The organism is Streptomyces sp. NPDC048514 (assembly GCF_043199955.1).
GTDB lineage: Bacteria > Actinomycetota > Actinomycetes > Streptomycetales > Streptomycetaceae > Streptomyces.
This window is the reverse complement of record NZ_JBICWT010000004.1, coordinates 345126-368063: the sequence shown is the minus strand read 5'-3', so window position 1 is coordinate 368063 and position 22938 is coordinate 345126. Positions and strand designations below refer to the sequence as shown.

At 71.0% G+C, this 22938-nt stretch carries 20 protein-coding genes, 1 tRNA gene and 1 pseudogene; 10 read left to right on the top strand and 12 right to left on the bottom strand.

The window, feature by feature from the left end:
* Positions 1-64 precede the first annotated feature (64 nt).
* Positions 65-3019: a D-alanyl-D-alanine carboxypeptidase gene (locus ACGFT2_RS10405; RefSeq protein WP_393275570.1), complete on the bottom strand. Its 2955-nt coding sequence runs from the start codon at positions 3017-3019 to the stop codon at positions 65-67.
* Positions 3020-3200: 181 nt separating this feature from the next.
* Between ACGFT2_RS10405 and ACGFT2_RS10400 the strand changes: the two genes are divergently transcribed.
* The 3 genes from ACGFT2_RS10400 to ACGFT2_RS10390 all read left to right on the top strand — a co-directional run bounded on the left by ACGFT2_RS10400 (position 3201) and on the right by ACGFT2_RS10390 (position 5465).
* Positions 3201-3956 (top strand): GPP34 family phosphoprotein, encoded by a 756-nt coding sequence (locus ACGFT2_RS10400; protein ID WP_393275567.1) that lies wholly within the window; start codon positions 3201-3203, stop codon positions 3954-3956.
* A gap of 270 nt (positions 3957-4226) precedes the next feature.
* The gene (locus ACGFT2_RS10395; RefSeq protein WP_393275564.1) at positions 4227-5084 is read left to right on the top strand and encodes a helix-turn-helix domain-containing protein; all 858 of its coding nucleotides are present in this window, start codon (positions 4227-4229) and stop codon (positions 5082-5084) included.
* 189 nt (positions 5085-5273) lie between these two features.
* On the top strand, positions 5274-5465 hold the full coding sequence (locus tag ACGFT2_RS10390; protein WP_393275561.1) for a DUF397 domain-containing protein: 192 nt from the start codon (positions 5274-5276) through the stop codon (positions 5463-5465).
* Positions 5466-5812: 347 nt separating this feature from the next.
* On the opposite strand, the gene ACGFT2_RS10385 is transcribed toward ACGFT2_RS10390, so the two are convergent.
* The 3 genes from ACGFT2_RS10385 to ACGFT2_RS10375 form a co-directional block, all read right to left on the bottom strand.
* The gene (locus ACGFT2_RS10385) at positions 5813-6688 is read right to left on the bottom strand and encodes a MerR family transcriptional regulator (protein ID WP_393275558.1); all 876 of its coding nucleotides are present in this window, start codon (positions 6686-6688) and stop codon (positions 5813-5815) included.
* Between the two features lie 125 nt (positions 6689-6813).
* The gene (locus tag ACGFT2_RS10380; RefSeq protein ID WP_393275555.1) at positions 6814-7320 is read right to left on the bottom strand and encodes a glutathione peroxidase; all 507 of its coding nucleotides are present in this window, start codon (positions 7318-7320) and stop codon (positions 6814-6816) included.
* A 10-nt stretch (positions 7321-7330) separates the two neighbouring features.
* On the bottom strand, positions 7331-8416 hold the full coding sequence (locus ACGFT2_RS10375) for an SPFH domain-containing protein (protein ID WP_393275552.1): 1086 nt from the start codon (positions 8414-8416) through the stop codon (positions 7331-7333).
* Positions 8417-8793: 377 nt separating this feature from the next.
* Between ACGFT2_RS10375 and ACGFT2_RS10370 the strand changes: the two genes are divergently transcribed.
* Positions 8794-9477: an HdeD family acid-resistance protein gene (locus ACGFT2_RS10370; RefSeq protein ID WP_393275549.1), complete on the top strand. Its 684-nt coding sequence runs from the start codon at positions 8794-8796 to the stop codon at positions 9475-9477.
* A gap of 14 nt (positions 9478-9491) precedes the next feature.
* Complete coding sequence (locus ACGFT2_RS10365) at positions 9492-10436, top strand: hypothetical protein (protein WP_393275546.1); 945 nt, start codon at positions 9492-9494, stop codon at positions 10434-10436.
* A gap of 96 nt (positions 10437-10532) precedes the next feature.
* Here ACGFT2_RS10365 and ACGFT2_RS10360 read toward each other — a convergent pair whose 3' ends face one another.
* The 3 genes from ACGFT2_RS10360 to ACGFT2_RS10350 form a co-directional block, all read right to left on the bottom strand.
* A complete protein-coding gene (locus tag ACGFT2_RS10360) occupies positions 10533-11591 on the bottom strand; it encodes a zinc-dependent alcohol dehydrogenase family protein (RefSeq protein ID WP_393275544.1) in 1059 nt (352 codons plus the stop codon).
* Between the two features lie 401 nt (positions 11592-11992).
* Positions 11993-12253, bottom strand: a complete 261-nt coding sequence (locus ACGFT2_RS10355; RefSeq protein WP_393275541.1) for a cold-shock protein — start codon at positions 12251-12253, stop codon at positions 11993-11995.
* A gap of 166 nt (positions 12254-12419) precedes the next feature.
* Positions 12420-13592, bottom strand: coding sequence for a serine hydrolase domain-containing protein (locus ACGFT2_RS10350; protein WP_393275538.1), 1173 nt, complete (start codon positions 13590-13592; stop codon positions 12420-12422).
* On the opposite strand from ACGFT2_RS10350, the gene ACGFT2_RS10345 reads away from it, so the two are divergent.
* Positions 13591-14028, top strand: a complete 438-nt coding sequence (locus ACGFT2_RS10345; protein ID WP_393275535.1) for a tyrosine-type recombinase/integrase — start codon at positions 13591-13593, stop codon at positions 14026-14028. The genes ACGFT2_RS10350 and ACGFT2_RS10345 overlap by 2 nt on opposite strands.
* 81 nt (positions 14029-14109) lie before the next feature.
* On the opposite strand, the gene ACGFT2_RS10340 is transcribed toward ACGFT2_RS10345, so the two are convergent.
* The 3 genes and pseudogenes from ACGFT2_RS10340 to ACGFT2_RS10330 form a co-directional block, all read right to left on the bottom strand.
* Positions 14110-14182 (bottom strand) — tRNA-Arg (locus tag ACGFT2_RS10340).
* A gap of 107 nt (positions 14183-14289) precedes the next feature.
* Positions 14290-14569 (bottom strand): annotated as a pseudogene (locus tag ACGFT2_RS10335) (IclR family transcriptional regulator); the annotation flags it as partial.
* 169 nt (positions 14570-14738) lie between these two features.
* Positions 14739-15974: a M6 family metalloprotease domain-containing protein gene (locus ACGFT2_RS10330; RefSeq protein WP_393275532.1), complete on the bottom strand. Its 1236-nt coding sequence runs from the start codon at positions 15972-15974 to the stop codon at positions 14739-14741.
* A 395-nt stretch (positions 15975-16369) separates the two neighbouring features.
* Between ACGFT2_RS10330 and ACGFT2_RS10325 the strand changes: the two genes are divergently transcribed.
* Together ACGFT2_RS10325 and ACGFT2_RS10320 are read left to right on the top strand one after the other, a co-directional pair.
* Positions 16370-17017, top strand: a complete 648-nt coding sequence (locus ACGFT2_RS10325) for a TetR/AcrR family transcriptional regulator (RefSeq protein ID WP_393275529.1) — start codon at positions 16370-16372, stop codon at positions 17015-17017.
* A 264-nt stretch (positions 17018-17281) separates the two neighbouring features.
* Positions 17282-18817 (top strand): MFS transporter, encoded by a 1536-nt coding sequence (locus ACGFT2_RS10320; RefSeq protein ID WP_393275526.1) that lies wholly within the window; start codon positions 17282-17284, stop codon positions 18815-18817.
* A 151-nt stretch (positions 18818-18968) separates the two neighbouring features.
* Here ACGFT2_RS10320 and ACGFT2_RS10315 read toward each other — a convergent pair whose 3' ends face one another.
* A complete protein-coding gene (locus ACGFT2_RS10315; protein WP_393275523.1) occupies positions 18969-19478 on the bottom strand; it encodes a MarR family winged helix-turn-helix transcriptional regulator in 510 nt (169 codons plus the stop codon).
* A 104-nt stretch (positions 19479-19582) separates the two neighbouring features.
* On the opposite strand from ACGFT2_RS10315, the gene ACGFT2_RS10310 reads away from it, so the two are divergent.
* Positions 19583-20398, top strand: a complete 816-nt coding sequence (locus ACGFT2_RS10310) for a dioxygenase (RefSeq protein WP_393275520.1) — start codon at positions 19583-19585, stop codon at positions 20396-20398.
* A 52-nt stretch (positions 20399-20450) separates the two neighbouring features.
* On the opposite strand, the gene ACGFT2_RS10305 is transcribed toward ACGFT2_RS10310, so the two are convergent.
* Positions 20451-20969, bottom strand: coding sequence for a GNAT family N-acetyltransferase (locus ACGFT2_RS10305; RefSeq protein ID WP_393275517.1), 519 nt, complete (start codon positions 20967-20969; stop codon positions 20451-20453).
* Between the two features lie 190 nt (positions 20970-21159).
* On the opposite strand from ACGFT2_RS10305, the gene ACGFT2_RS10300 reads away from it, so the two are divergent.
* Positions 21160-22158 carry an RNA polymerase sigma factor RpoD/SigA gene (locus ACGFT2_RS10300; RefSeq protein WP_393275514.1) on the top strand — a complete coding sequence of 333 codons (999 nt, stop codon included), beginning with the start codon at positions 21160-21162 and terminating at the stop codon, positions 22156-22158.
* The last annotated feature ends 780 nt before the right edge of the window (positions 22159-22938 follow it).

The following is a 22938-nucleotide window of genomic DNA, read 5'->3' as shown; positions in this document are numbered from 1 at the left end:
CCGCCGCCGGGCTCCCGGGTGGGGTTCCGTCGACGGGGTGCGCGGTGGGCCGGTGGTGTCGTGATCAGCCCAGACGCGTCAGCTTGGCGCCGAAAGCGGGCTCGGCCAGATCCTTCTGCAGCGCCACCGGGACCTTCACCGAACGCGCCGTACCGTCACCCACGGTGAGTGTGCCGACCTTGGTGCCCGCCTTCGCGGTGTGCGCCACGGTGCCGGGGGCGAACGACAGCTTCACCTTCAGGCCCGCCCAGCCGACCGCCGTGACGTCCTCGGTGATCACGACCGGGGTGTGGCCGCCGAGCCGGTCGTCCACGTAACCGACCACGTCGCCCTTCTTCAGGATCTTCGCCGAGGTCAGCGCGGACTGGGCGGCGAGCAGCGCGGTCTGGCTGACCTCGTTGGCCGTCTTGAGGATGTCCGGCTTGTGCTGGCCGAGGATCGCGCCGACGATCGTGACCGTCTGTCCGCCGACCTGCTTGCGGGAGGCGAAGAGCAGGTTGCCGCCGGCCTTGGTGGTGCTGCCGGTCTTGATGCCGATCGCGCCGATGTGGTACGGCAGCTCGTTGTAGTTGGGCCAGAACTTGCCGGACGGGTCGGTCCAGCTGGCCGCGCTGCTTATGGCGACCAGGGCCGGCACCTTGACGAACGCGCGGCCGAGCTTCACCTGGTCCTCGGCGGTGGAGACGGTGCTCTCCTTCAGCCCCGAGGGATCGGTGTACGTGGTGTGGGTCAGCCCGAGTTCCCTGGCGGTGGCGTTCATCTTCTTCACGAACGCCGCCTCCGAGCCCGCGTCCCAGCGCGCGAGGAGCCGCGCGATGTTGTTGGCGGACGGGATGATGACGGCCGACAGGGCCTGCTTCTCGGTGAGGTGGTCGCCGGCCGCGACGGTGTTGAGCGTGGACTCGCCGACCTTGTTGTAACCACCCTCCTTCTCCGCCGTCGCGTCGATCTCGATCTTCGGGCCCTCCTGCCCCGGCTCGAGCGGGTGGTCCCGGAGGATGATGTACGCGGTCATGGTCTTGGCGACCGACCCGATGGCCACGGGCGTCTGCTTGCCGAAGCTGCCCATCGTGCCGATGCCGTCCCCGTCGATCCAGCCCTGGCCCTTGCCGGGCCAGGGCAGGTTCGTCTTCCCGCCGCCGAAGGTGTAGCTGTCCTCGGCGGTCAGCGCGAGGGTGGGGGCGGGCAGCGGGCGCAGCGTCTGTACGACCGCGAAGACGATCGCCAGGAGCAGCACCAGGGGGGTCCAGATCTTGACCCGGCGCACGAGGGTGCGGACCGGGGTCTCCGGGGGCGGAGGCGTGTTCGTCAGCTCGGCCAGCAGGTCCAGCGGGGGCTTGGGCGGAAGCGGCTGCTGGGTGGTGCGCTCGGGACCGACCTGGGGGAGCGCGGTGGTGGCGTCGGCCTTGGCACTCCCCACCCCGGCACCGGCCGTCCCGGCACCGGCCGGCTTACTGCTGCCGGACCCGGTGTCGCCGGGCTTGGCGGTGCCGGGCTTGGCGGTGCCGGGTCCGGTGCCGTCGGTCCCGGTGGTGCCCGGCTTGCCGCTGCCGGGTCCGGTGCCGTCGGTTCCGGTGGTCCCCGGTTTGCCGCTGCCGGTCCCGGTGGCGCCCGGCTTGCCGCTGGGCGTCCCGGTGGTGCCGGGCTTGCTGCTGCCGGTCCCGGTGCTGCCGGGCTCGGTGGCGGGCCGTGCCTTCACGCCCGGCCGCATGTCGTCCTTCAGCGCGACGAATTTGCTGGTGCGTTCGCTGTCGGACTCCGGAGCCCTGCGAGCGGGAGTCTTCGGCGTGCCGCCCAGCTTGAGCATGGTGGTCGGCTGGTCGACCTCGGGCTTCTTCGGGCTCAGGGCCTTGAAGACGGCGGTCGGCTGGTCGACACGGGGGCCGGCCGGCGCACCGTCGCCGTCCTCACCCGCCGCGTCTTCGCCGCCCTTGTCTTCGCTCGCCGCGTCTTCGGACGCCGCGTCTTCGACCGTCTCGTCCCCGGCCGTCCCGTCCTCGGGCGTCTCGTCCCCGGGCGTCTCGTCCTCGGGCGTCTCGACCTCGCTCCGGGCGTCCTCGGTTCCTTCGCTCCGGACGCCGGTGTCCCCATCGCCGTCGGTGTCCGTGCGGGCCCCGTCGTCCACCTCGGGCTTCGAGTCGACGCCGGGCTCGGCGTCGGTGCCGGGCTTGGCGCCGGCCTCGGGCTTCGAGTCCGCCTCGGGCTCGGCGCCGGTGCCGGGCTTCGAGTCCGCCTTCGGCTTGGCGTCCGCCTCGGGCTGCGAATCGGTGCCGGGCTCTGCGCTCGGCTCGGGCTTCGCGTCCGCCGCGGCCTTCGGGCCGGCGTCGGCCTTCGGGCGGGTGTCGGCCTTCGTCCGCGCTGCGGCCTTCGGGTCGGCGTCGACCTTGGCGCCCCTCGCGGCCTCCGCGCCGGCGGCGGCCGTCGCGGCGGGGGCCTTCGCGTTCGACTCCGGCTTCGGGTCGGCGTCGGCCCGCACGGCCGCCTCGGTGCTCGTCGCGGCCTCGGCGGACGTGTTCTCGGAGTTCTCGGAGTTCTCGGGGTTCTCGGGGTTCTTGGAGTTCTCGGACTCGCCGCTCTCCCGCGTCTTCGCGGTCGCGTCGGTCTTCCGCTGCTGCTTCCCGGTGGCTTCGTCCGCCCCGCGGACCCACGCCGAGACCGCTTCGCGCAGAGCGGCGTCCTGCTCGGGCGCCTCCCGGGACCCGGCGTCGGCCGCATCCCCGGCCCCGGCCGGCTCCGCCACGGCCGTCGGCTCAGCGGCCCCGGCCGGCTCGGGGGCCTCCTCGGGCCCGGCCGGCTCGGCCGGCTCGCTGGGAGCCGGCCGTCGTCCGGGGTCCCGTACCGACAGGACCCTCGTCGCGGTGTCCGAGCCGCCGCCCGCGGAATCCTTCTCCCGGGCGACCGCGAGACGCGGATCGCGCGCCTCGGGAACCGAACCCCCACTCCCCGACGTCGGTTCCGCCGACGACTCGCGCTGCTTCGACCTGTCGGGGGACTCGCCCGCCACCGATGCCTCCTCCATGCGCCGCACGCTCGCAAGCGCGCCCTGTCCGAACCATGTACCAGTGTCCTGTGTGAGGGCTTGGCCCCTGTGGTAGACGAGAACGACATACCTGCCGGTTCCCTCACGAACCGGTCACGCGCCCTCGACAGACCAATGTGAGAGGGGTCACCCTGTCATTCATCCACGCGGGGAGGCATGGATGGGCAGGAGCCGCAGAACACTTCCGGAGGAGCTTCTGTTGCTCGCACTGGACCCGACCACGGGTACCACTGCGCAGCCGCAGTCGCTCGACCTCGGTCTGGCCGGTGCACAGCTAGTGGAGCTGGCGCTGGCCGGACGGATAGCCCCAGACGGGGATCGTATCGCCGTGGTGGTACCACGGCCGACAGGAGATCCGACTCTGGACTGCGCGTTGGAGTTGCTGCGAAGGCGCGGCGCTCCGGTGCGTGCCGTCCACTGGATCGGCGGACCCCGGCTGGGGCTCCGTCAGACGTATCTCTCGCATCTGGAGCGGTGCGGCATGGTGCATGCCGTGGCGGGCCAGATGTGCGGGGTGCTGCCGACGACGCGCTATCAGGCGACGGACAACGACATCAGCCGGGAGATCCGAGCCCGGCTGGACTCCGCGATCCGCACCGGCGTACCGCCGGACCCGCGGACCGCGGCGCTCGCCGCCCTGGCGCACGCCGTCGGGCTCGGCAAACATCTCTACCCCGGCAATGAGGGGCGCTCGTCCAGGTCCCGGCTGCGGGACCTGATCCGGCACGACCCGATGGGCGGGCTCGTCGCGCACGCCGTGATGGACGTGCAGAACGGAGCGGCCGCACAGCCACGCCGTGGCCCGGCCACGGCCGGCCGGCCGGCCACGCCCACGGCGAGGGCCGCGACGGAACCCGCACGCGGTGTTCCGATGCAGCCGCACCGCGGGGTCATGGCGCGCGCCGTGGCCCACTGATCCACACCCCCTGGGTTCACGCAGACCCGGTTCGGGAGCCGCTCGGTTCGAGCGGGGCGGCGAGATCCTCGTGATCCCGCCGCCCCGCTCGACTGCGTGCCGGCACCGGCCGCCGCCGGGACCCATGGGGTCGGTTCCGTTCCCGAACTGACGTGTACGCACTGCATATCCCTCGTTTGCCAGCGGTAGAAAGCACCTTGGTGGCAGTCTGCTCAACAGCAGATACGCAAAGTGTCAAGTAACAGGCAGGCAGCCGGAGGTGCACGTCCCGTGGCGTCCAATGTCAATCCCACCGTCAGGCGGCGCCGACTGGGCCAGGAGCTGCGCAGGCTCCGTGAGCTCAAGGGCATGACGGCCGAAGAGGTCGCGGAGCGGCTGCTCGTGTCGCAGTCGAAGATCAGCCGGCTGGAGAACGGCCGCAGAAGCATCAGCCAGCGCGATGTGCGCGACCTGTGCGGGGTCTACGAGGTCGAGGACCAGCGGATCGTCGACTCGCTGATGGAGATGGCCCGGGACTCGCGGCAGCAGGGCTGGTGGCACACGTTCGGGGACATCCCGTACAGCGTGTACATCGGCCTGGAGACGGACGCGGAGTCACTGCGGGTGTACGAACCGCAACTGGTCACCGGTCTGTTGCAGACCCGCGCCTACGCGGAGGCCCTGGTGCAGGGGGCGTTGCCGGAGACGTCCACGGCCGAGATCGAGAAGCGTGTGCAGGTGCGCATGCGCCGACAGGAACGTATCACCGCCGAGGGCACCCCGCTCCGGTTGTGGGTGGTGCTGGACGAGGCGGCGCTGCGCCGGGTCGTGGGCAGCAAGCTGGTGATGCGGGAACAGCTGGAGCACCTGATCGAGCTGTCCCAGCTGCCGCACGTCACCGTGCAGGTGCTGCCCTTCGAGGTGGGCGCGCATCCGGGCCTCAACGGCCAGTACGCGATCCTGGAGTTCACGGACGCGGCCGACTCCAGCGTGGTGTACCTGGAGGGTGTGACCAGCGATCTGTATCTGGAGAAGGCGCAGGACGTACAGAAGTACGCCGTGATGTATGAGCATCTGCGGGCACAGTCCCTCAATGTTGAGCAATCCCGACAGTTCATTGCGGAACGGGCCAAAGACTACGCCGAATGAGCTGGTGTCACAGAGGGCGCGGGATCGTACACCGTCGGTCCACTCCAGTGGAAGGCTCACTTGGAATATGCCATCCGGTTGAGTGAACGGCCGCTCCGGCGGGGGCCGTTGCCCGGTAGCGTCGATCACGCCAATCAGACGACAGGGTTGGCGCGAACCGCACTACCGCAACTCGTAACAGGAGTGGACATGGCACTGATTCAGGGCGCTTCGGAGACGTGGATGAAGTCTTCCTATTCCGCGGGCAACGGCGCCTGCGTCGAGGTCAAGTCGCCCACCACCGCCGAACTCGCCGTCCGTGACTCGAAGGTCTCCGAGGGCCCGATCCTGGCTTTCCCCGCCGACGCGTGGAGCGCCTTCGTCGACTCGGTCAAGGCGTAGGGGGCTTTCCCTGACCCTCGTCCCTAGACGCGTCGGACCGCACGGTCCGGCCAACACAACTGCACAAGCGCCACCAGGAGAGCCCTCTCGACCAGTCGCCGTCCTTGCCGAGAGGGCTCCCGCCTTCCCCCGCGCCGCCTAGGCCCGCCCGGGAGACCGAAAAGGGCTCCCCTTTCGCGGGCCGGCACACCCACGGAACCGAAGAGGGCTCCCGCCTTTCCCCTTCCGGTCCGCCTGCGGGACGGAAGAGGACCAGGCCCTGGGGACCCCCTCGGAGGACTCCCGGCCGTTTCCCGGCTCCGCCCAGAGACCGCAGGCCGCCCCGGCCGCCCTCGATGCCCTGGACGTCAGGCGGTGGCGGGCAGGGGGCCTGTCGGCCGCACCGGAAACGCCACGTCGCACACGGGGTCACCGGGCCCGGCCGCGTCCCAGTCCCCGAAGTAGACCTCCCGGCAGGGACCCGCCATCTCCAGCCCCTCCCCGGCCATCCACTGCTCCACCGCCTCGAAGGCGGCCAGGATCTGCGGATGCGCCACCTGCGCCTTGGTGATCCGGGCATACGCCAGCCGTGCCGCCGGCTCCACCCGGACCCTCGTCTCCCAGGCCCGCCCCTGCCGCTCGGCCCACGCCCGGGCCGCCGCCTCGTCGACCACCGGGACACAGGACTCGGCCGGTCCGTCGCTCTCCATCGACACCTCCGCGTGGTAGACGACGAACGGCGCGCCCGTGACGCCCCCGCACTCCCGGGCGGCCGACTCCAGCCGCCCCAGGGACGCGCCGATCCACGTCGGCAGCTCGTCCGCCAGCGTGTGCCGCGACTCGGTGATCACCACCTGCGCCGGCAGCTCCACCGTCTCGATCGCGAACTTCTCGTACATCTCGCAGCTCCTCCCCGACAGTCGTCCACGGAGGTACTCGGCGAGGGCCCGTTGCCCGGCCACCCGGGCCTCCACGTCCGCCCAGTAGGCGGCGAGCCGGTCCGCGGCCTCGGCGCCCTCCGCCCCGATCACCTCGGCGATCCGGGCGAGCGGCATGTCCAGCTGCCGCAGCAGGGCCACCAGGCGGGCACGCTCTGCCTGGCCGGCGCGGTAGTAGCGGTAGCCGCTGGTGCCGTCGACATGCGCCGGCGCCAGCAGGCCGAGCCGGTCGTAGAGCCGCAGGGCCTTGGCCGACAGCCGGGCCCGCGCGGCGAAGGCACCGATCGTGAGCAGTTCGCCGTCCACGATGCCGGCCCCCTTTCACCCCCGGGAGCCCTTACGGCCCCCTCGCTCCTCCGTCACCGGGCGGTCATGCTCCGCCCGGTGAGGAGGACGTTGCTCCTTGCCCCGAGGGCAAGGTCAAGCCGCCCTCAGCCGAGCCGGCTCTCGATGGCGGCGACGACCTCGGCCGACTCCGGCTCGGTCTGCGGCGAGAAGCGGGCGGCGACCTTGCCGTCCGGGCCGATCAGGAACTTCTCGAAGTTCCAGCGGATGTCACCGGTGTGACCCTCGCCGTCGGCGAAGCCCACGAGGCGCTCGTACAGCGGGTGCCGGCCCTCGCCGTTCACCTCCACCTTCTCGGTCAGCGGGAACGTCACGCCGTACGTCGCCGAGCAGAACTCGGCGATCTCCTCGGCGGTGCCGGGCTCCTGCCCGAGGAACTGGTTGCAGGGCACGCCCAGCACGGTGAAGCCCTGCTCGGCGTACCGCTCCTGGAGCTTCTCCAGGCCCGTGTACTGCGGGGTCAGGCCGCACTTGGAGGCCACGTTCACGATGAGCACGGTCTTGCCGGCGTACTGCGGCAGGTTCGCGGAGCCGCCCTGGAGGGCCCCGATCTCGGTGTCCAGCACGGAGGCGTTCTGGTCGGTAGTCGTCATGCTCCGGATGCTAGCCCTGCCGGGCGGCACCCCCGCGCCCCAGCCCCTCCGCCTCGACGGATTCCGGCCCGCCGACCTCGGACGCGACGGGCTCGGACGCGACGGCCTCCGGTCCGGCGGTCTCGGGTCCCGCGGCCTCCGGTACGACGGGCTCCGGTCCCGCTGCCTCCGGTCCCGCGCCCTCCGGTACGACGGGCCCCGGCACGACGGGCTCCGCTTGGGCGCCCTTCTCGCCGGTCTGTGCCGGACCGGCCTGCGCCGGAACGGCCTGCGCCGGAACGGTGTCTGCCGGAACGGTCTGTGCCGGACCGGTCTGCGTCCTGATCTGGGCGTCGATCTTCTGGGTGGCCCGGTCGAAGTACCGCAGCAGTTCGACGGGGAACGGCATCACGAGCGTGGAGTTCTTCTCGGCGGCCACCTCGACGACGGTCTGGAGCAGACGCAGCTGCATGGCCTCGGGGGTGTCGGACATGATCCGTGAGGCGTTGGCGAGCTGCTGCGCGGCCTGGAACTCGCCGTCCGCGGTGATGACCCGGGCCCGCCGTTCCCGCTCGGCCTCGGCCTGCCGGGACATGGACCGCTTCAGCGACTCCGGGAGCTGGACGTCCTTGATCTCGACCCGGTCGATGTGGACGCCCCAGCCGGCGGCCGGACTGTCGATCATCAACGCCAGCCCCTCGTGCAGCCGTTCCCGGTCGCTCAGCAGGTCGTCCAGGTCGCTCTTGCCGATGATGGACCGCAAGGAGGACTGGGCGACCTGCCCGACGGCGAAGACGTAGTCCTGCACCTCGATCGCCGCGCGCACCGGGTCGGTGACCCGGAAGTAGACGACGGCGTCGACCTTCACCGACACGTTGTCCCGGGTGATGCCCTCCTGCGTCGGCACCGGCATGGTGGCGATCTGCACGTTCACCTTGCGCATCCGGTCGGCGAACGGGATGAGGAAGGTGACGCCCGGCTGCCGGTGGCTCGGCAGAGCCTTGCCCCACCGGAACACCACCCCGCGCTCCACCTGGTTGACGACCCGCATCCCGCCCCTGAGCACGAGCAGCGCGAGCAGGACCACGACCACCACTGCGACGACGGTGCCTTCCATGGCACCTCCCATCTCCGACACGACTTCCGCCCGTTGCGGACATCGGAGAGGACACCGGACCGGGGCCCGACGGATGCGGCCCGGCCGTCAGGGAACCGTAAAGAAACCGAACCCGGCCTCCGGCCGTACCGGGCGGTGGCACCGCCGTGCGCCTGCTGGCCCCCCGACGACGGGCAAGAACCGGAGCCGTACCCCGAGGAGCCGAAACCGCCGCTCTGAGCTGGAGCCGCTGCCGGGGGAACGGTGGCCGCCGCTGACCCGCGCGCCGCCGGGCCGGCCGGGACGGGCGTTCCCTTCCTCGAGCGGGACGGGGCCGAATGGGTGACGATGGAGATGTCCTGATCCCTTCGTGACGTTCCACGAAAGAGGTGGGCTGCATGACCTTGCCCTCCGACTTCCCGGGTGACAGCCCGCCGCAGGAGACCAAGTCCCAGAGCGCCTCCCCGGGCGGTGAAGCCCTGGGCGCCATGGCGAACTTCGGCTGGCAGTCCCTGTTCACCATCGGCCTGGCGTCGATAGCCCTGGGTGTCGTCGTCCTGGCGTGGCCGGGTGAGACGCTTCGGGTCGTAGGCGTACTCTTCGGCGCCTTCCTGCTGATCAGCGGCGTCTTCCAGGTGGCCGCGGCCTTCGGCGCACACGTACCGGGGCACTTGCGGGCCCTGCACTTCATCACGGGCGCCCTCTGCGTGCTGCTCGGGCTCGTCTGCTTCCGCGGCACCCTGGAATCCATCCTGCTGCTCGCCCTGTGGATCGGCTTCGGCTGGCTGCTGCGCGGCATCATGATGACGGCGTCCGCGGTGTCGTCCAAGGAAGCACCGGCGCGAGGCTGGCAGATCTTCCTGGGAATCGTCACCCTGCTCGCGGGCATCGTGCTGATCGTCCTGCCCTTCGGCTCGATCGCCACGCTCACTCTGGTGGCGGGCATCATGGCGATCGTCCTGGGTCTGGTCGAGGTGGTCCACGCCTTCCAGCTGCGCGTCGAGGCCGGCCGTCTGACCCGGGGCACCGCCGGCAGTCAGAGGCGCTCCCTGTTCCACGCACACCCGCACCCACAGCACTGACCGCCCGCCCCCGCATGCCACCGCCGGGCGGAAGGCCGCGGGGCCGGGCTCACCCGACAGGCCGATCCGAACAGCGCGGCGAGGGCGCGGGACCGTTCACGACCCGGTTCACGTGGGCCCTTCCCGAGGGCGGTACGGCGTCCTGGGAATCGCGTCCCGCACGTAAGCGCGGAATCCTGACCGTACGCGCCGAAGGGGCCGCCGAGGACCGCCTGCGCACCGCGGACAATGTGTCACTGGTACGCCTGCGCAGGCTGAACGCCGTCGCGGCTGGCTCGTTCTGTCTCGGAGGACTCCTGTTCGCCCTCGGCGCCGGGCTCTCGCAGTTCGGTCCCGGCAGCCCGATGACGAGCGCCTCGGTCTACTTCACCGGGGGCCTGTTCTTCACCGCCGGTGGTTACGCGTCCCTGCTGCAGGCGATCAACACGCCACGCAGGGACGACCACGGGGTGCTGCTGACTCCCGACTGGAGTTGGTGGAGCTACGAGCCCCACCGGATCGACTGGCTGAGCACCTTCGTCCTCTTCGCCGGCACCCTCGTCTTCGGCATCAACCTCCTCGACTCCTTCCTGCAGGGGCTCACCGCCCGACAGACCGACCGGCTGGTCTGGGCCCCGGACATGATCGGATGCGGCCTCTTCCTCATCTCCGGCCACCTGGCCTTCGGCGAGGTCTGTCACGGATGGCCATGGCCCTGGCCCTGTCTGCACACGCGGACTCTCGGCTGGTGGATCGTCGCCGTCAACCAGTTCGGCTCCTGGCTCTTCCTGATCTCCGCCCTGGCCGCCTTCACCCGCCCGGCGACCGGAAGCCTGGTCAGCGTCGGTGTCGCCGACTGGGGAACCCTCACCGGCGCACTGTGTTTCACGGTCGGCGGAGTCCTGCAGTACTTCGAGCGACCGGGACCGGGACCGGGACCGGAACCGGAACCGGAACCGGACACGGCGGGTGACGGGTGACGGGTGACGGGTGCGGGGTGAGGGATGACGGGCGAGGGGTGACGGGTGACGGCACCCGCAGGTGAGCTACAGGTGACGGCACCCGCAGGTGAGCTACTACCCGCCGTCTCCGTCCCGGCCGTCCTCGAAGACGAGGAGCGGTTTGGCGCCGTGCGCGGGTGCTTCGGCGAACGCGACGGCTTCGGCGAAGCGGTCGAGCGGGAACGGCCGGCCCTCGGGGATGCTCAGCACTTCATCGGCGACGAGACCGCGGACCTCGGACAGCGCGTGCAGCACGTCTGCGGGTGACGCAGTGCCGAACCAGCGGTTCAGCCAGAAGCCGCGGACCACCTTCGTCTCGTAGATGACCGAGCGCGCCTGCAGCGGGATCGTCAGCGCCGCCGGTGCGGTCTGCCGATGGGTGGAGAGCGCGCCGTAGACCACGACCTCTCCTCCCGGAGCCAGTGCCTGGGACACCTGGGCACCCACGTCGCCCGCGACACAGTCGGTGGCCTTGCGCACGCCGGCCGGCCCCGCTATCTCGGCCACACGCCGCAACAGGTCCTCGTCCTCGGTGCAGATGACCTCGTCACCACCGAGTGCCTTGATCTCCTCGACGGCAGCGCGCCGCCGCACGACGTTGATGGTGCGTATACCCAGATGCCCGGCCAGCTGGATGACGAGCCTGCCGACGGTGGAGCCCGCGGCCGTCTGCAACAACCATTCACCCGGCTGTACGTCGAGTTCGCGCGTCACCAGGAGCAGCGCGGTCAGCGGATTGACGGCGAGTTGACAGGCGCTGGAGTCGCTCAGGCTGTCCGGGACCGGCAGAAGCCTCTGTGCGTCGGCGACAAGGTGTTCCTGCCAGGTACCGTCCACATGCGGCCCGGGTACCGCCGGTACGGCGGCGACCACCACACGCTCGCCGACCTTCAGTCCCTCGGTGTCCGGCCCCAGGGCCTCGATACGGCCCACGCATTCCATGTGCCCCCCGACGGTGGGGAACTCGGGGGCGAACCCGTAGCGGCCACGCAGAACATGCAGATCACTGGCGTGAATCGGAGTCGCCTTCACACGGACCAACGCCTGGCCCGCCTCCGGCGTCGGAACGGGCCGGGATTCCAGCCGCAGCACATCGGCCGGTTCGCCGACCGTTCCGGCAACGAGCGCGCGCATGGACCGTGGCATGAGTGACCTCGTCTCTCAGCGCCCCCACTTCACGCTAAGCGCCACCACCGGGCCCGGCAATACAGCCCCGCGCCGCCACGATCCGGCCTCACCCGTGCACATCGCACGCAGCGGGACGAGGCGGATTCGAGGTGGATTCGCCGGGCGCGCTAGGCACGTGCGGGGCGCGGCCGAGCTCACGACGAGGGAGAAGCCCGACGGGGTCAAGCCTGTGAACCGGCCCTTCACGGTGGGCCCCCCGGCATGATGGGAACCTGCGGCACCCGCCTCGGCACTCGCGCACCGCACACGGCTGAGGCCGCCGAAACGGCGTTGCACGGCTCGTCGCCGGTCGGCCGTGACCGCTCCGGTACGGCAGTGTCCGCGGCCGTCGGCGCCGGGTGCGGATGTCAGACGGGCCTGGGGACGATGCTCACCGCGCGGTAGTCGTACCCGTCCTGCTTGAAACCGGGTGCCTCCCAGACGAGATCGACCTGCTGCCCTGGCGACAGCGTGCGAAAGCCGGGCGCCTGGATGTCGGAGTAGTGGCCGAAGCAACCGCCGGGCGTCTCGGGCGAGTCGAGCACACCCCACCCTTCCTCGTCCCTCCACTCACGTACGGTCGCGGTGACGGTGGCGAGGACCTTACGAGTCCTGCTGCGGTTGCGCATCCGCTCCTTCTCCTGTCCACCCCGCAAGATCACAGGGCCTGGGCTACCAGCGTGACATTCTCCTCCCCGGTCGCTCTGCCTGCCAAGGCTGCTGTTGGCGGCGTAACCGCCGCGACCGTGCTCCGGGCGCTCATGCTCTCCGGCGGAGCCATCCCGGATCTTGCCCTTACACGAGCGACCTTCGCACCGCGTCGGCCAGAGATGCCGCGCGGACGTCGTCCGTACCCCCGATGATGTTGTTCATCGCGTACCCAAAGGCAACACCGTGCTCCGGATCGGCGAAGGCGAGCGACCCTCCTCGGCCGGTGTGGCCGAAGGCGCCTCGCCCCGTCATCGGGTTGCTCTCGGTGGGCAGCATGTACCCGGCGCTGAAGCGGCTGGGGATCAGCATGACTTGGTCCTTCCCGCTGGCCTGCTCCTCGGTCGCTGACGCCAGGGCGTCCGGGGAGAGCAGGCGCACACCGTCCACCTCGGCGATCAGAGCGGCGTACATGCGGGCAAGAGCGCGTGCGGTGCCGATGCCGTTGGAGGCCGGGAGCTCCGCGGCCTGTACCTCCGGTGAGTCGAAGTCGACACCGGGCGGGTCGGTGACGGCGTATGCCCTGTTGCTAAACGAGTTCGGGTCCCGCCAAGCGGCGACCTGCTCGCGGAGTTCCTCCGGGACCGACTCGGTGGACAGGGTGGTGAGGTCGACGTCCGGCCGCTGGTACACCATGCGGCTGACTCGGTCGCGTTCGCCGGCGGGCAGGCCGATGAAGAAGTCCAAGCTCAGTGGGGCCGCGATCTCGTCGGCGAAGAAGCGGCCCGGTGAGCGGCCGGACACCCGGCGGATCACCTCGCCGACCAGCCAGCCCCAGGTCCGCCCGTGGTAGCCGTGCGCTGTGCCCGGAGTCCATAGGGGGCGTTGAGCGGCCAGCGCCGCCGCCATCGGGTGCCAGGCCAGCGCCTCCTTCAACGGCACCGGCTGATCCAGCGCGACCAGGCCGGCCTGGTGGGCCAGGAGCCAGCGCACAGGGATGTCCGCCTTGCCGTTCGCGGCGAACTCCGGCCAGTACTTCGAGACGGGCGCGTCCAGGTCGAGCTCTCCGCGCTCGACCAGCATGTGCGCCATGGTCGCCGTCGCGCCTTTGGTCGCCGAGTAGACCAGCTGCAGGGTGTCCCGCGTCCAAGGACGACCGGTTTCGGCGTCGGCCACGCCGCCCCACAGGTCCACCACCGGCCGGCCGTTGCGGTACACGCACACCGCCGCGCCGACGTCCCCGTGCCGCGTGAAGTTCTCCATGAACGCCGCCCGCACCGGCTCGAACCCGGGTGCCACCTCACCGTAGCTCGTCGTCATGTCGGCCATCCTGGCAGTCTTGCAGCCCTCTTCACCGAGACGGGCTCGTCCCCGGTGGTCAGGCGGTCGACGTCAAACGGCGACGGACGCAGCTCCCGGCCGCGACGGACACGTCTTCGTCGGTCCCCAGGGCGGGCAGCTGCGGCGGAGCAACTTCCGCGACGACTGGGGCAAGGCTCGGGAGGATGCTGGCATCACCGCCGAGCTGCACTTCCACGACCTTCGGCACACGGGCAACACGCTCGCCTCGACGGCCGGGTCGAGCACCCGGGAGCTAATGACCCGCATGGGCCACAGCAGCTCACGCGCCGCGCTGATCTACCGGCACATGACCAGCGACCGGGATCGGGCCATCGCGGATCGGCTCGGCGCCATGATCCGGGGTGGTGCCGGAGCGGTCTCCTACCCCTCCGGGGAGGACCCTGCTGGCCCGTAGTGGCACGCCTGTGGCACGACCCCTGAAACGCCGAAGGGCCAGCCCGGGAGGAAACCCTTCCTGAGCTGGCCCTTCTCTATGTGCCCCCGGCAGGATTCGAACCTGCGACACCCGCTTTAGGAGAGCGGTGCTCTATCCCCTGAGCTACGAAGGCGCGGTACTCGGTCCACAGGTTACCGGATGCCGGAGGGGAAGCTGGATGATGTTGGGTGGGGGAGTGGGATTTGGCTGTGGGGCCGGTGGGGCGAGCGTGGGCATTGTGGGGGAAACGGTGCGGAATGTGGCCGTCCGAGGGGCCTGGCGCCGCCCGGTGCGCCACCGTTTCCGGTCCGCTTCCGTTCGCTCGGTCGTGAACAAGGCTGCGGGCGCGCTGCGTTCGGCCGGGAACAGGTCGCCGATGTGGAAGCTCACGGACATCGCCCGGTGACGCGTGGCCTGGTGGGTGAAGCGGACGCCGTCGAGGTCGGCTACCGCGAGCGAAACCGACGCGTCCAGTTCTTCGGGCCGGGGCGTCGGCGCGCGCGCCGAGCAGCGCGGGCAGGCACCCGCCCGGCCGGCCCCGCGTGTGGTCCGTGCCCTCGTGCCCCCGCCCGGCCGGCCCCGCGTGTGGTCCGCTCCCTACCGCCTCCCCCCGGCCCGCTCCCTACGCCGCCCCCGCCCCCCCGTCCCGCTCCCTACCGCCGCCCCCGCCCCCCGTTCGATCCACTCCGCTACCCCCGAGTGATCCGGACCCGGTAATTCTCGTTCTCGTCCGTCTTGAGGACCTTGACCGTGATGGCGTGGCGCGGGTCCTTGAAGGTTTCGCCGGAGGCGAACGGGGCGTCGGAGAGTTCTGCGTGGACGTTGGGGCTGCGGGTGCAGCCGCCGCTGCCGCGGTGGCTGTCGTAGACCGTGACCGGACCGCGTCCGGTGTCGACCGTGGCGTCCACCTTGTAGATCAGGATGCCCGGCCGGCACACCGACTCGTCGTTGCCGCCCTGGCTGCGCAGCTCCAGCGCGTAGGCGGTCCGGGCGTCGACGGGCACGAGGATCAGTTTGCCGCCGCCCCGTTTGTACAGCGGCGTGAGGACGTAGTCGGCGCTGCCCCGTGCCGCCGCGCAGGCGACCTGGTTGCCGTCCAGCCAGCCCAGCTTCCACTTGTGCCAGCCCAGCAGATCGTTGTTGGCGCCCCAGTCCTCGCTCATGATGTCCCAGTGCCCGACCGCGCCGCCGCCCTCCTGCGTGTACAGGTCGGGCAGGCCGAAGGTGTGGCCGTTCTCGTGCGGGAGCACCCGGTAGCCGGTGCGGGTGTAGGAGCCGGAGCCGTCGTCCTGGCGGGAGTAGACGAAGGAGGCGTTGGCGACGGGCACGCCGTCGGCGATCGGGGCCTCCCCGTTCCCGGCGAAGGTCACGGACAGCACGGTGTCCAGTGCGGAGGGACCGGCGTTCGGGGTGACCAGCACGTTCAGCAGGTCGTACGAGCGGAAGTCCACCTTCGGGTCGGCCGAGGCCACGATGTCCTGCACCAGCTGCCGGTAGCCGGGGTCGAAGGGGGCGCCGCGCTCTATGCCGTACTCCTTGAAGCTCTTCGGCATCCGCAGCCACGTGTCGATGGGGGTTTCGGGCCGGTAGTCGAGCCGGCCGTAGGACGCGTTGCGGAACCACTCCTGGGTCTGCGGGAAGAACTCGCGGAAGCGGTCCATGGCGCTGCCCTTGCCGGGCGCGTCGGAGAAATCGATCATCAGGGTCAGGGCGCGGACCGTCCCTATGGAGCGGGAGTAGCCGCGCGGGGTGGGGACACCCTCGGTCATCTGTACCTCGAGACCGCCGTGGATCATGCAGGGCGAGAGGGCGGTGGAGCGGGCCAGGCCGATGGGCCCGGCGGTGGTGGGCGCCGTCAGATGTCCGGTCCCGGCCGAGGTGCTGACCGTGAGGGTGAGCACGGTCACCGCGGCGAAGGAGGCCACCCGGCGCGGAGGTATCCGGCGCGGGCCTGCGCGGTGCGAGCGTATGCGGTGCGAGCGGCTGCGGCGCGCGCGTATGCGGTGCACGTGTATGCGGCGGCGGGGTGAGTGCGGCTGCATGCATGGACCTCTCGCTCCACGGCAGCCCCCGGTCTCCGGCTGCACCCTTGCGATCACCCTGTGTCGGCAGGGTGACGGGCGCGCGCTGGAGGAGACCGAACGTGCGAAGCGCGGCCCGCAAGAGGGTGAAGTCCGGCGGATGTTGAATGTGGCTCAGGTCACAGTGATTCTTTTCGGCGGCGGGAAATAAGCGGGGACCGTTTCCCCGTTTAGCCCTGTGTCCGAGCGAAACGGGGAGTGCCTCCCCGGATCGCCCCCAACGCCTCAAGGAGTACGCCGTGCCGACCGCGACCTCCCCCGCGCAGCACAAGGTGCCCCGGCCCCGTGCCGACGCCGTGCGCAACCGGGAGCGGATCGTCACCGCCGCCCGCGAAATGTTCGTCGAGCACGGTCCGGACGTGCCGCTGGACGAGATCGCCCGCCGGGCCGGCGTGGGCAACGCCACGGTGTACCGCAACTTCCCCGACCGTGAGGCCCTCGTCCGCGAGGTCGTCTGTTCCGTCATGGACCGGACGGCCGAGGCGGCCGAAGTGGCCCTCGCCGAGACCGGGGACGCCTTCGCGGCCCTGGAGCACTTCGTGCACGCCGCCGCCGACGAGCGGATCAGCGCGCTGTGCCCGATGATCTCCGACACCTTCGACCAGCATCACCCCGACCTGGAAGCCTCCCGGGAGCGGGTCGAGCAGCTCGTGGAAGAGGTCATGGGCCGGGCGAAGGCGGCCGGACGGCTTCGGCCCGATGTCGGCGTCGGTGACCTGCTGATCGTCGTGGCCCAGCTGAGCCGGCCCCCGGCCGGTACGGACTGCCTCCAAGGCGACCGCTTCGTCCACCGCCACCTCCAGCTGTTCCTCGACGGCCTGCGGGCCCCCGCCCGCTCCGTCCTGCCGGGTACGGCCGTCACGATCAAGGAGCTGCGCACGTCCTGACCCGCCGGTCGCGCCCGGCCGCACCCCGCCCGGCAACGGCCCGAGCGCCATCGGTCGCCGGACCGATGAGTTCGGCCCCCGACCGGAGTCCACCGACCACACCGCAACCGACCCGGCACCGTGCACCCGGCACGGAGTGTCGAGCCCGGCATCCGGTCCCCGACGCCGCGTCGGGCCGCCGCCGGTCGCCGCCTGCCCCTCAGCTCCGTTTTCTCATTATTTTTCTGCCCTTTTCCGTCACGAAGTCCCGAAGTGGGTACATCCATGTCCGACACAGCCCTCAAGGCTCCCGGCGCCGTCGCACCGAGCGGTGACGCCAACCGCTGGAAGGCGCTCGTCTTCATCGCGCTCGCCCAGCTCATGGTCGTCCTCGACGCCACCATCGTGAACATCGCCCTGCCCTCGGCCCAGCAGGACCTCGGCATATCCGACGGCAACAAGCAATGGGTCGTCACGGCCTACGCCCTCGCCTTCGGCGGTCTGCTGCTCTTCGGCGGCCGCATCGCCGACCTGTGGGGCCGCAAGCGCGCCTTCGTCCTCGGTCTCGCCGGCTTCGCGGCGGCCTCCGCGCTCGGCGGCGCCGCGACCACCGGCGGGATGATGTTCGGCGCCCGCGCACTGCAGGGTGCCTTCGGCGCGCTGCTCGCCCCCGCCGCGCTGTCGCTGCTGGCCGTGATGTTCACCGACGCCAAGGAGCGCGCCAAGGCGTTCGGCATCTACGGCGCGATCGCCGGTGGTGGCGGCGCCGTCGGCCTGATCCTCGGCGGCTTCCTCACCGAGTACCTGGACTGGCGCTGGACCTTCTTCGTGAACGTCCCGTTCGCCGTCGTCGCCGCGATCGGCGCATACTTCGTCATCCGTGAGCCGCAGGGCGGCCGCAACCGCTCGCCGCTCGACATCCCCGGCGTGATCCTCTCCACCCTCGGCCTGGTCGCGCTCGTCTACGGCTTCACCCGCGCCGAGTCCAACGGCTGGAGCGACGCCGTCACCGTGTCGATGTTCGTCGGCTCCGTGGTGCTGCTGCTCGCGTTCGTGGTCGTCGAGTCCCGGGTCAAGGCCCCGCTGCTGCCGCTGCGCGTGGTGACCGACCGCAACCGCGGCGGTATCTACCTCTCCCTCGGCCTCGCGATCATCGGCATGTTCGGCCTGTTCCTCTTCCTGACCTACTACCTGCAGATCGTGAAGGGCTACTCGCCGGTCAAGTCCGGATTCGCCTTCCTGCCGATGGTGGCCGGCATGATCACCGGTTCCACCCAGATCGGCACCCGGCTGATGACCCGCGTGCCGGCCCGCTTCCTGATGGGTCCCGGCTTCCTGGTCGCCGGCCTCGGCATGCTGCTGCTGACCCAGCTGGAGATCGGCTCCTCGTACGCCACGCTGCTGCTGCCGGCGATGGTGCTGCTCGGCCTCGGCATGGGTACGGCGTTCATGCCCGCCATGTCCCTGGCGACCCAGGGCGTCGAGCCCCGGGACGCCGGTGTCGCCTCCGCGATGGTCAACACCTCGCAGCAGGTGGGCGGCGCGATCGGCACCGCCCTGCTGAACACCATCGCCGCCTCGGCGACCACGTCGTACGTCAAGGACCACATCGCCGGTGCGGCCGCCAAGCCGCAGCTGGTCCAGCTCCAGGGCATGGTGCACGGCTACAGCGCGGCGATCTGGTTCGCCGTCGGCATCCTCGCGCTCGCCTCGCTGATCGCCTTCACCTTCGTCAACGCCGGCAAGCCGGGCAGCGGCACGGCGGTGGCCTCCGGTGAGGGCCTCGAGGACGAGTTCAAGGTGCCGGTGGTCGCGCACTGACCGCCCAACCGACCGCCCAACCGACCGCCCGCGGGGCGGCCCGCGCGCCTCGACGGTGGTCTGCACGGCCGACCATGACGGTGGACCGTACGGCGGCGGCCTCGACGGTGGACCGTACGGCGGCGGCCTCGACGGTGGACCGTACGGCGCCCTAGCGGAGCCAGGGCAGGTCCGCACCCGCTTCCTCGGGCTGGAGGCCCTCGGCGACGATCTCCATGATCTCGCCGAGGGCCTTCTGCTGTTCCGGGCTCAGCCGGTCGAACAGCGCCTGGCGCACGGCGGTCACATGGCCGGGCGCGGTCCGTCGCAGCACCTCCACGCCCTCGTCGGTGAGCACGGCGAACTGGCCGCGCTTGTCGGAGGGGCAGTCCTCCCGGCGCACCCAGCCGTTCTTCTCCAGCCGGGCGATCGCGTGGGACAGCCGGGAGCGGGTGATCTTCGCGTTCATCGCCAGCTCGGTCATCCGCAACCGGCGGCGCGGTGCCTCGGCCAGGCCGACGAGGAGACCGTAGTAGATGTGCGGCATGCCCGCGTCGCGCTGCAGCTGCCGGTCGAGGTGGTCCTCCAGCAGGGTGGTGGCGTGCAGGTAGGCGCGCCAGACGCGCTGTTCCTCGTCGGTGAGCCAGCGGTGGCCCGCGGCGGAGTCCGGTGCCGTAGTCATGCGTCAACTCTACGAGGCGCCTCCTTGAAACTTGAACAAGTCCGGCGTACCCTCGTGGCGAGAGCTTGAGAGTTAAAGCATCTGGATGATCGGGAGCCGCGACCATGTCCGTCACCGCCCAGGACGTCGCTCAGGGCGCCACGCCGGAGCGCATGCCCGCCCTGTACCTCGGTCACGGCGCCCCGCCGCTCGCCGACGACCCCGTCTGGCCCGGACAGCTCGCCGCCTGGTCCGCCGGCCTGCCCCGTCCCAAGGCCGTGCTCATGATCTCGGCCCACTGGGAGGAAGCCCCGCTCGCCCTGGGCGCGGTGGAACCCGTCCCGCTCGTATACGACTTCTGGGGCTTCCCCGAGCGCTACTACCGGGTCCGGTACGATGCCCCCGGCGCACCCGCTCTGGCCGAATCCGTCCGCAAGCTGCTGCGCGCCCCCGGCACCCCCGTCCAGGACATCCCCGACCGCGGCCTCGACCACGGCGCCTACGTCCCTCTCGTCGAGATGTTCCCGGCCGCCGACATCCCCGTGCTGCAGATCTCCATGCCCACCCTCGACCCGGTCCGCCTGATGGACATCGGCCGCAAGCTCGCCCCGCTGCGCGACGAGGGGGTGCTGATCGTCGGCTCCGGGTTCTTCACCCACAACCTCGCCGCCCTCCGGCACACCGGCGGCGGAGTCCCCGGCTGGTCCGCCGAGTTCGACGACTGGGGCCGGCGCGCCCTGGAGGCCCGCGACTGGGACGCGCTGCTCGACTTCCTGGACAAGGCCCCGGCCGGCCGCTACGCCCACCCGCGCACCGAGCACTTCGCCCCGCTCTTCGTGACCATGGGCGCGGCGGAGGCGGGCGGCGAACTCGACGCGCCGCGGTCGGTGATCGACGGGTTCTGGATGGGGATGGCGAAGCGGTCGGTGCAGTTCGGCTGACCGCGGTCCGGGTGCCGGTGGATCGCCCGAACCGCGCGAACGGCCGCCGCCGTCACAGCTCCTTCTCGTGCCAGGCCACGTCCCAGTAGCGGCCGAACTTGCGGCCCACCTCGCGGTAGGTGCCGACGTACCGGAAGCCGAAACGGGCGTGCAGCCGCTCCGAGGCCTCGTTGGGCTGGGCGATCCCGGCGTAGGCCCGGTGTACGTCCTCCCCGGCCAGCGCCTCGAACAGGGCGTCGTAGAGCAGCGCGCCGATCCCGCGTCGGCCGGCGTCCGGGGCCACGTACACCGAGGTCTCCACGGAGGTGCCGTACGCGGGCTTCGGCCGGTAGGGGCTGGATGTGGCGTACCCCAGAATCCGCTGTGAGAGCGCGTCCCTGGCAACCATCAGGCGGTACGGGCCGTCTTCCGGGTGGGAGAGCAGCCAAGGGCGGCGCTCTTCCGCAGTGAAGACCGCCGTGTCGAATGTGATGGCCGTCTCGCGTACGTAGTGGTTGTAGAGCGCCGTGAGGGCTTCGAGGTCGCCCTCGACTCCCGGCCTGACCTGCACCTCTGCGTGTGCCGACGGCATCCTGCCTCCCGAAGTGGCCGACAGGGTACTGCATGATCAGAAAATTCGGGGGGCGGGTTGGGAATTCTGTCCGGATTCCAGTCGTTGTTTCCCACGGATGCAGGGCACTCGGAGAGAGTCCGCGGAGACGGTCCCCGAAGTGCCGAGCGTTCAGGACCACCCGTCAGCCCACCATCGCAAGGGAGCACGCATGGCAACCCGTGCCGTCGCCCGTCGTCAGTCCGCCACCGGCGAGACGGCCGACTCGGCAAGCAGTGTTCGCGCCCATGGCGGCGAGATCGCCGACCGCGACCTGGTCGGTATGTACCTCGACGAGATCGCGCGTACGCCGCTGCTCGACGCCGCCAAGGAGGTCGAGCTGTCCCAGACCATCGAGGCGGGTGTGTTCGCGCGGCAGGTCCTCGACGGGTACGAGGAGAGCAAGGCCGACGCCACCCGCGAGGAGCTGGAGGAGCTTGTCGCCGCGGGGGAGCGGGCCAAGGACGTCTTCATCCGCTCCAACCTCCGCCTGGTCGTCGCGGTCGCCCGGCGCTATCCGCGCAGTGGCCTGCCGCTGCTCGACCTGATCCAGGAGGGCAACGCCGGCCTGGTGCGCGCCGTGGAGAAGTTCGACTACCGCAAGGGCTTCAAGTTCTCGACGTACGCCACCTGGTGGATCCGCCAGGCCATCACCCGCTCCATCGCCGACCAGTCCCGCACGATCCGGCTCCCCGTCCACCTTGTGGAGGAGCTGGGCCGCATCCGGCGCGTGCAGCGCGAGTTCAACCGCGAGAACGGCCGCGACCCGGAGCCCACCGAGATCGCCACGGAGCTGGACTCGACGCCGGAGCGTGTCGTCGACGTCCTCGACTGGGCCCGCGACCCGGTCTCGCTGAACATGTCGGTGGACGACGAGGGCGAGACCCAGTTCGGCGACCTGCTGGAGGACACCTCGGCGGTCTCCCCCGAGCAGTCCGTGCTGACGCTGCTGCGCAGCGAGGAACTGGACGACCTGATCGGCCGCCTGGACCAGCGCACGGCCTCCATCATCAAGATGCGCTACGGCATCGACGACGGCCGCGAGCGCACCCTGACCGAGGTCGGCAAGGAGCACGGTCTGACCCGCGAGCGCATCCGCCAGATCGAGAAGCACGCCCTCCTCGAGCTGAAGAAGCTCGCCCGCGACACCGGCTTCGACGCGGCGGCGTAACGGAGCCGGGGGGCCGGGGCAGAGGGACCGGGCAGCCGGGGGAGCGGCTACGGCGCGCGGTTCCGTTCCGTGCCCCGGGGGATGAAGGTGCGGCGCGCGACTCCGTTCGGCGCGGATGCGCGCCGGCGGGTGTCCGGGTCCAGGGGTACCGGCTCCGTGCGGGTGTACGGGGCGTGCGGGGGCGCGCGAGGCGGGCGTACGGGTCCGTGCGATGCGTACGCCGGGTGGCGAAAGACGGCGCAAACATGCCGTAGTCCCGTCGCTTCAAATCCCAGGCCCGCGGGAACAACCCTTCCGGGCCCCGTGAGCGGGGCTCCGGGATCGCACTCCCCACCTCACCACAGCACCCATCACGGCGACACCGCACACCGCACACCGCCAGGCCCCCACCATCGGGCCAGCAGATCATCGGGTCAGCACATCGCACCATCGGCCGAATCACCCCACCTTCGGCCGCGGCACCTCACCGGCCGGGCACCCCACCCGCCGGGCACCTCACGGCCGGCCGAATCACCCCACCTTCGGCCGGGCGACTCTCCTTCGACCGGATCAGCGCAGCGCACCATCGGCCGTAGCCATCGCCGTCCCCACGCGGCCCCACACCATCGGCCGGCCCACGCGAGCCACGTCCCGACGCAATCCCCCCCCGGCGCCGGGACCTTCCAGAGTCGGGCTTCGGCGCCTACCCCCCCAGGCGCCGGAGCCCGACTCCTCTTCGCCGTTCAGCGGGCTCACCAGCACACCCCGGGACGGGTCGAGCGCATTGGAATGGCGGCCCAC

Coding starts and splice junctions, on each gene's coding strand:
- ACGFT2_RS10320 (WP_393275526.1), top strand. CDS start 17,282: ATGTCCGACACAGCCCTCAAGGCTCCCGGCGCCGTCGCACCGAGCGGT.
- ACGFT2_RS10345 (WP_393275535.1), top strand. CDS start 13,591: ATGTCGGCCATCCTGGCAGTCTTGCAGCCCTCTTCACCGAGACGGGCT.
- ACGFT2_RS10360 (WP_393275544.1), bottom strand. CDS start 11,591: ATGCGCGCGCTCGTTGCCGGAACGGTCGGCGAACCGGCCGATGTGCTG.
- ACGFT2_RS10380 (WP_393275555.1), bottom strand. CDS start 7,320: ATGACGACTACCGACCAGAACGCCTCCGTGCTGGACACCGAGATCGGG.
- ACGFT2_RS10315 (WP_393275523.1), bottom strand. CDS start 19,478: ATGACTACGGCACCGGACTCCGCCGCGGGCCACCGCTGGCTCACCGAC.
- ACGFT2_RS10390 (WP_393275561.1), top strand. CDS start 5,274: ATGGCACTGATTCAGGGCGCTTCGGAGACGTGGATGAAGTCTTCCTAT.
- ACGFT2_RS10305 (WP_393275517.1), bottom strand. CDS start 20,969: ATGCCGTCGGCACACGCAGAGGTGCAGGTCAGGCCGGGAGTCGAGGGC.
- ACGFT2_RS10350 (WP_393275538.1), bottom strand. CDS start 13,592: ATGACGACGAGCTACGGTGAGGTGGCACCCGGGTTCGAGCCGGTGCGG.
- ACGFT2_RS10300 (WP_393275514.1), top strand. CDS start 21,160: ATGGCAACCCGTGCCGTCGCCCGTCGTCAGTCCGCCACCGGCGAGACG.
- ACGFT2_RS10370 (WP_393275549.1), top strand. CDS start 8,794: ATGACCTTGCCCTCCGACTTCCCGGGTGACAGCCCGCCGCAGGAGACC.
- ACGFT2_RS10400 (WP_393275567.1), top strand. CDS start 3,201: ATGGGCAGGAGCCGCAGAACACTTCCGGAGGAGCTTCTGTTGCTCGCA.
- ACGFT2_RS10310 (WP_393275520.1), top strand. CDS start 19,583: ATGTCCGTCACCGCCCAGGACGTCGCTCAGGGCGCCACGCCGGAGCGC.
- ACGFT2_RS10405 (WP_393275570.1), bottom strand. CDS start 3,019: ATGGAGGAGGCATCGGTGGCGGGCGAGTCCCCCGACAGGTCGAAGCAG.
- ACGFT2_RS10365 (WP_393275546.1), top strand. CDS start 9,492: ATGCCACCGCCGGGCGGAAGGCCGCGGGGCCGGGCTCACCCGACAGGC.
- ACGFT2_RS10355 (WP_393275541.1), bottom strand. CDS start 12,253: ATGCGCAACCGCAGCAGGACTCGTAAGGTCCTCGCCACCGTCACCGCG.
- ACGFT2_RS10375 (WP_393275552.1), bottom strand. CDS start 8,416: ATGGAAGGCACCGTCGTCGCAGTGGTGGTCGTGGTCCTGCTCGCGCTG.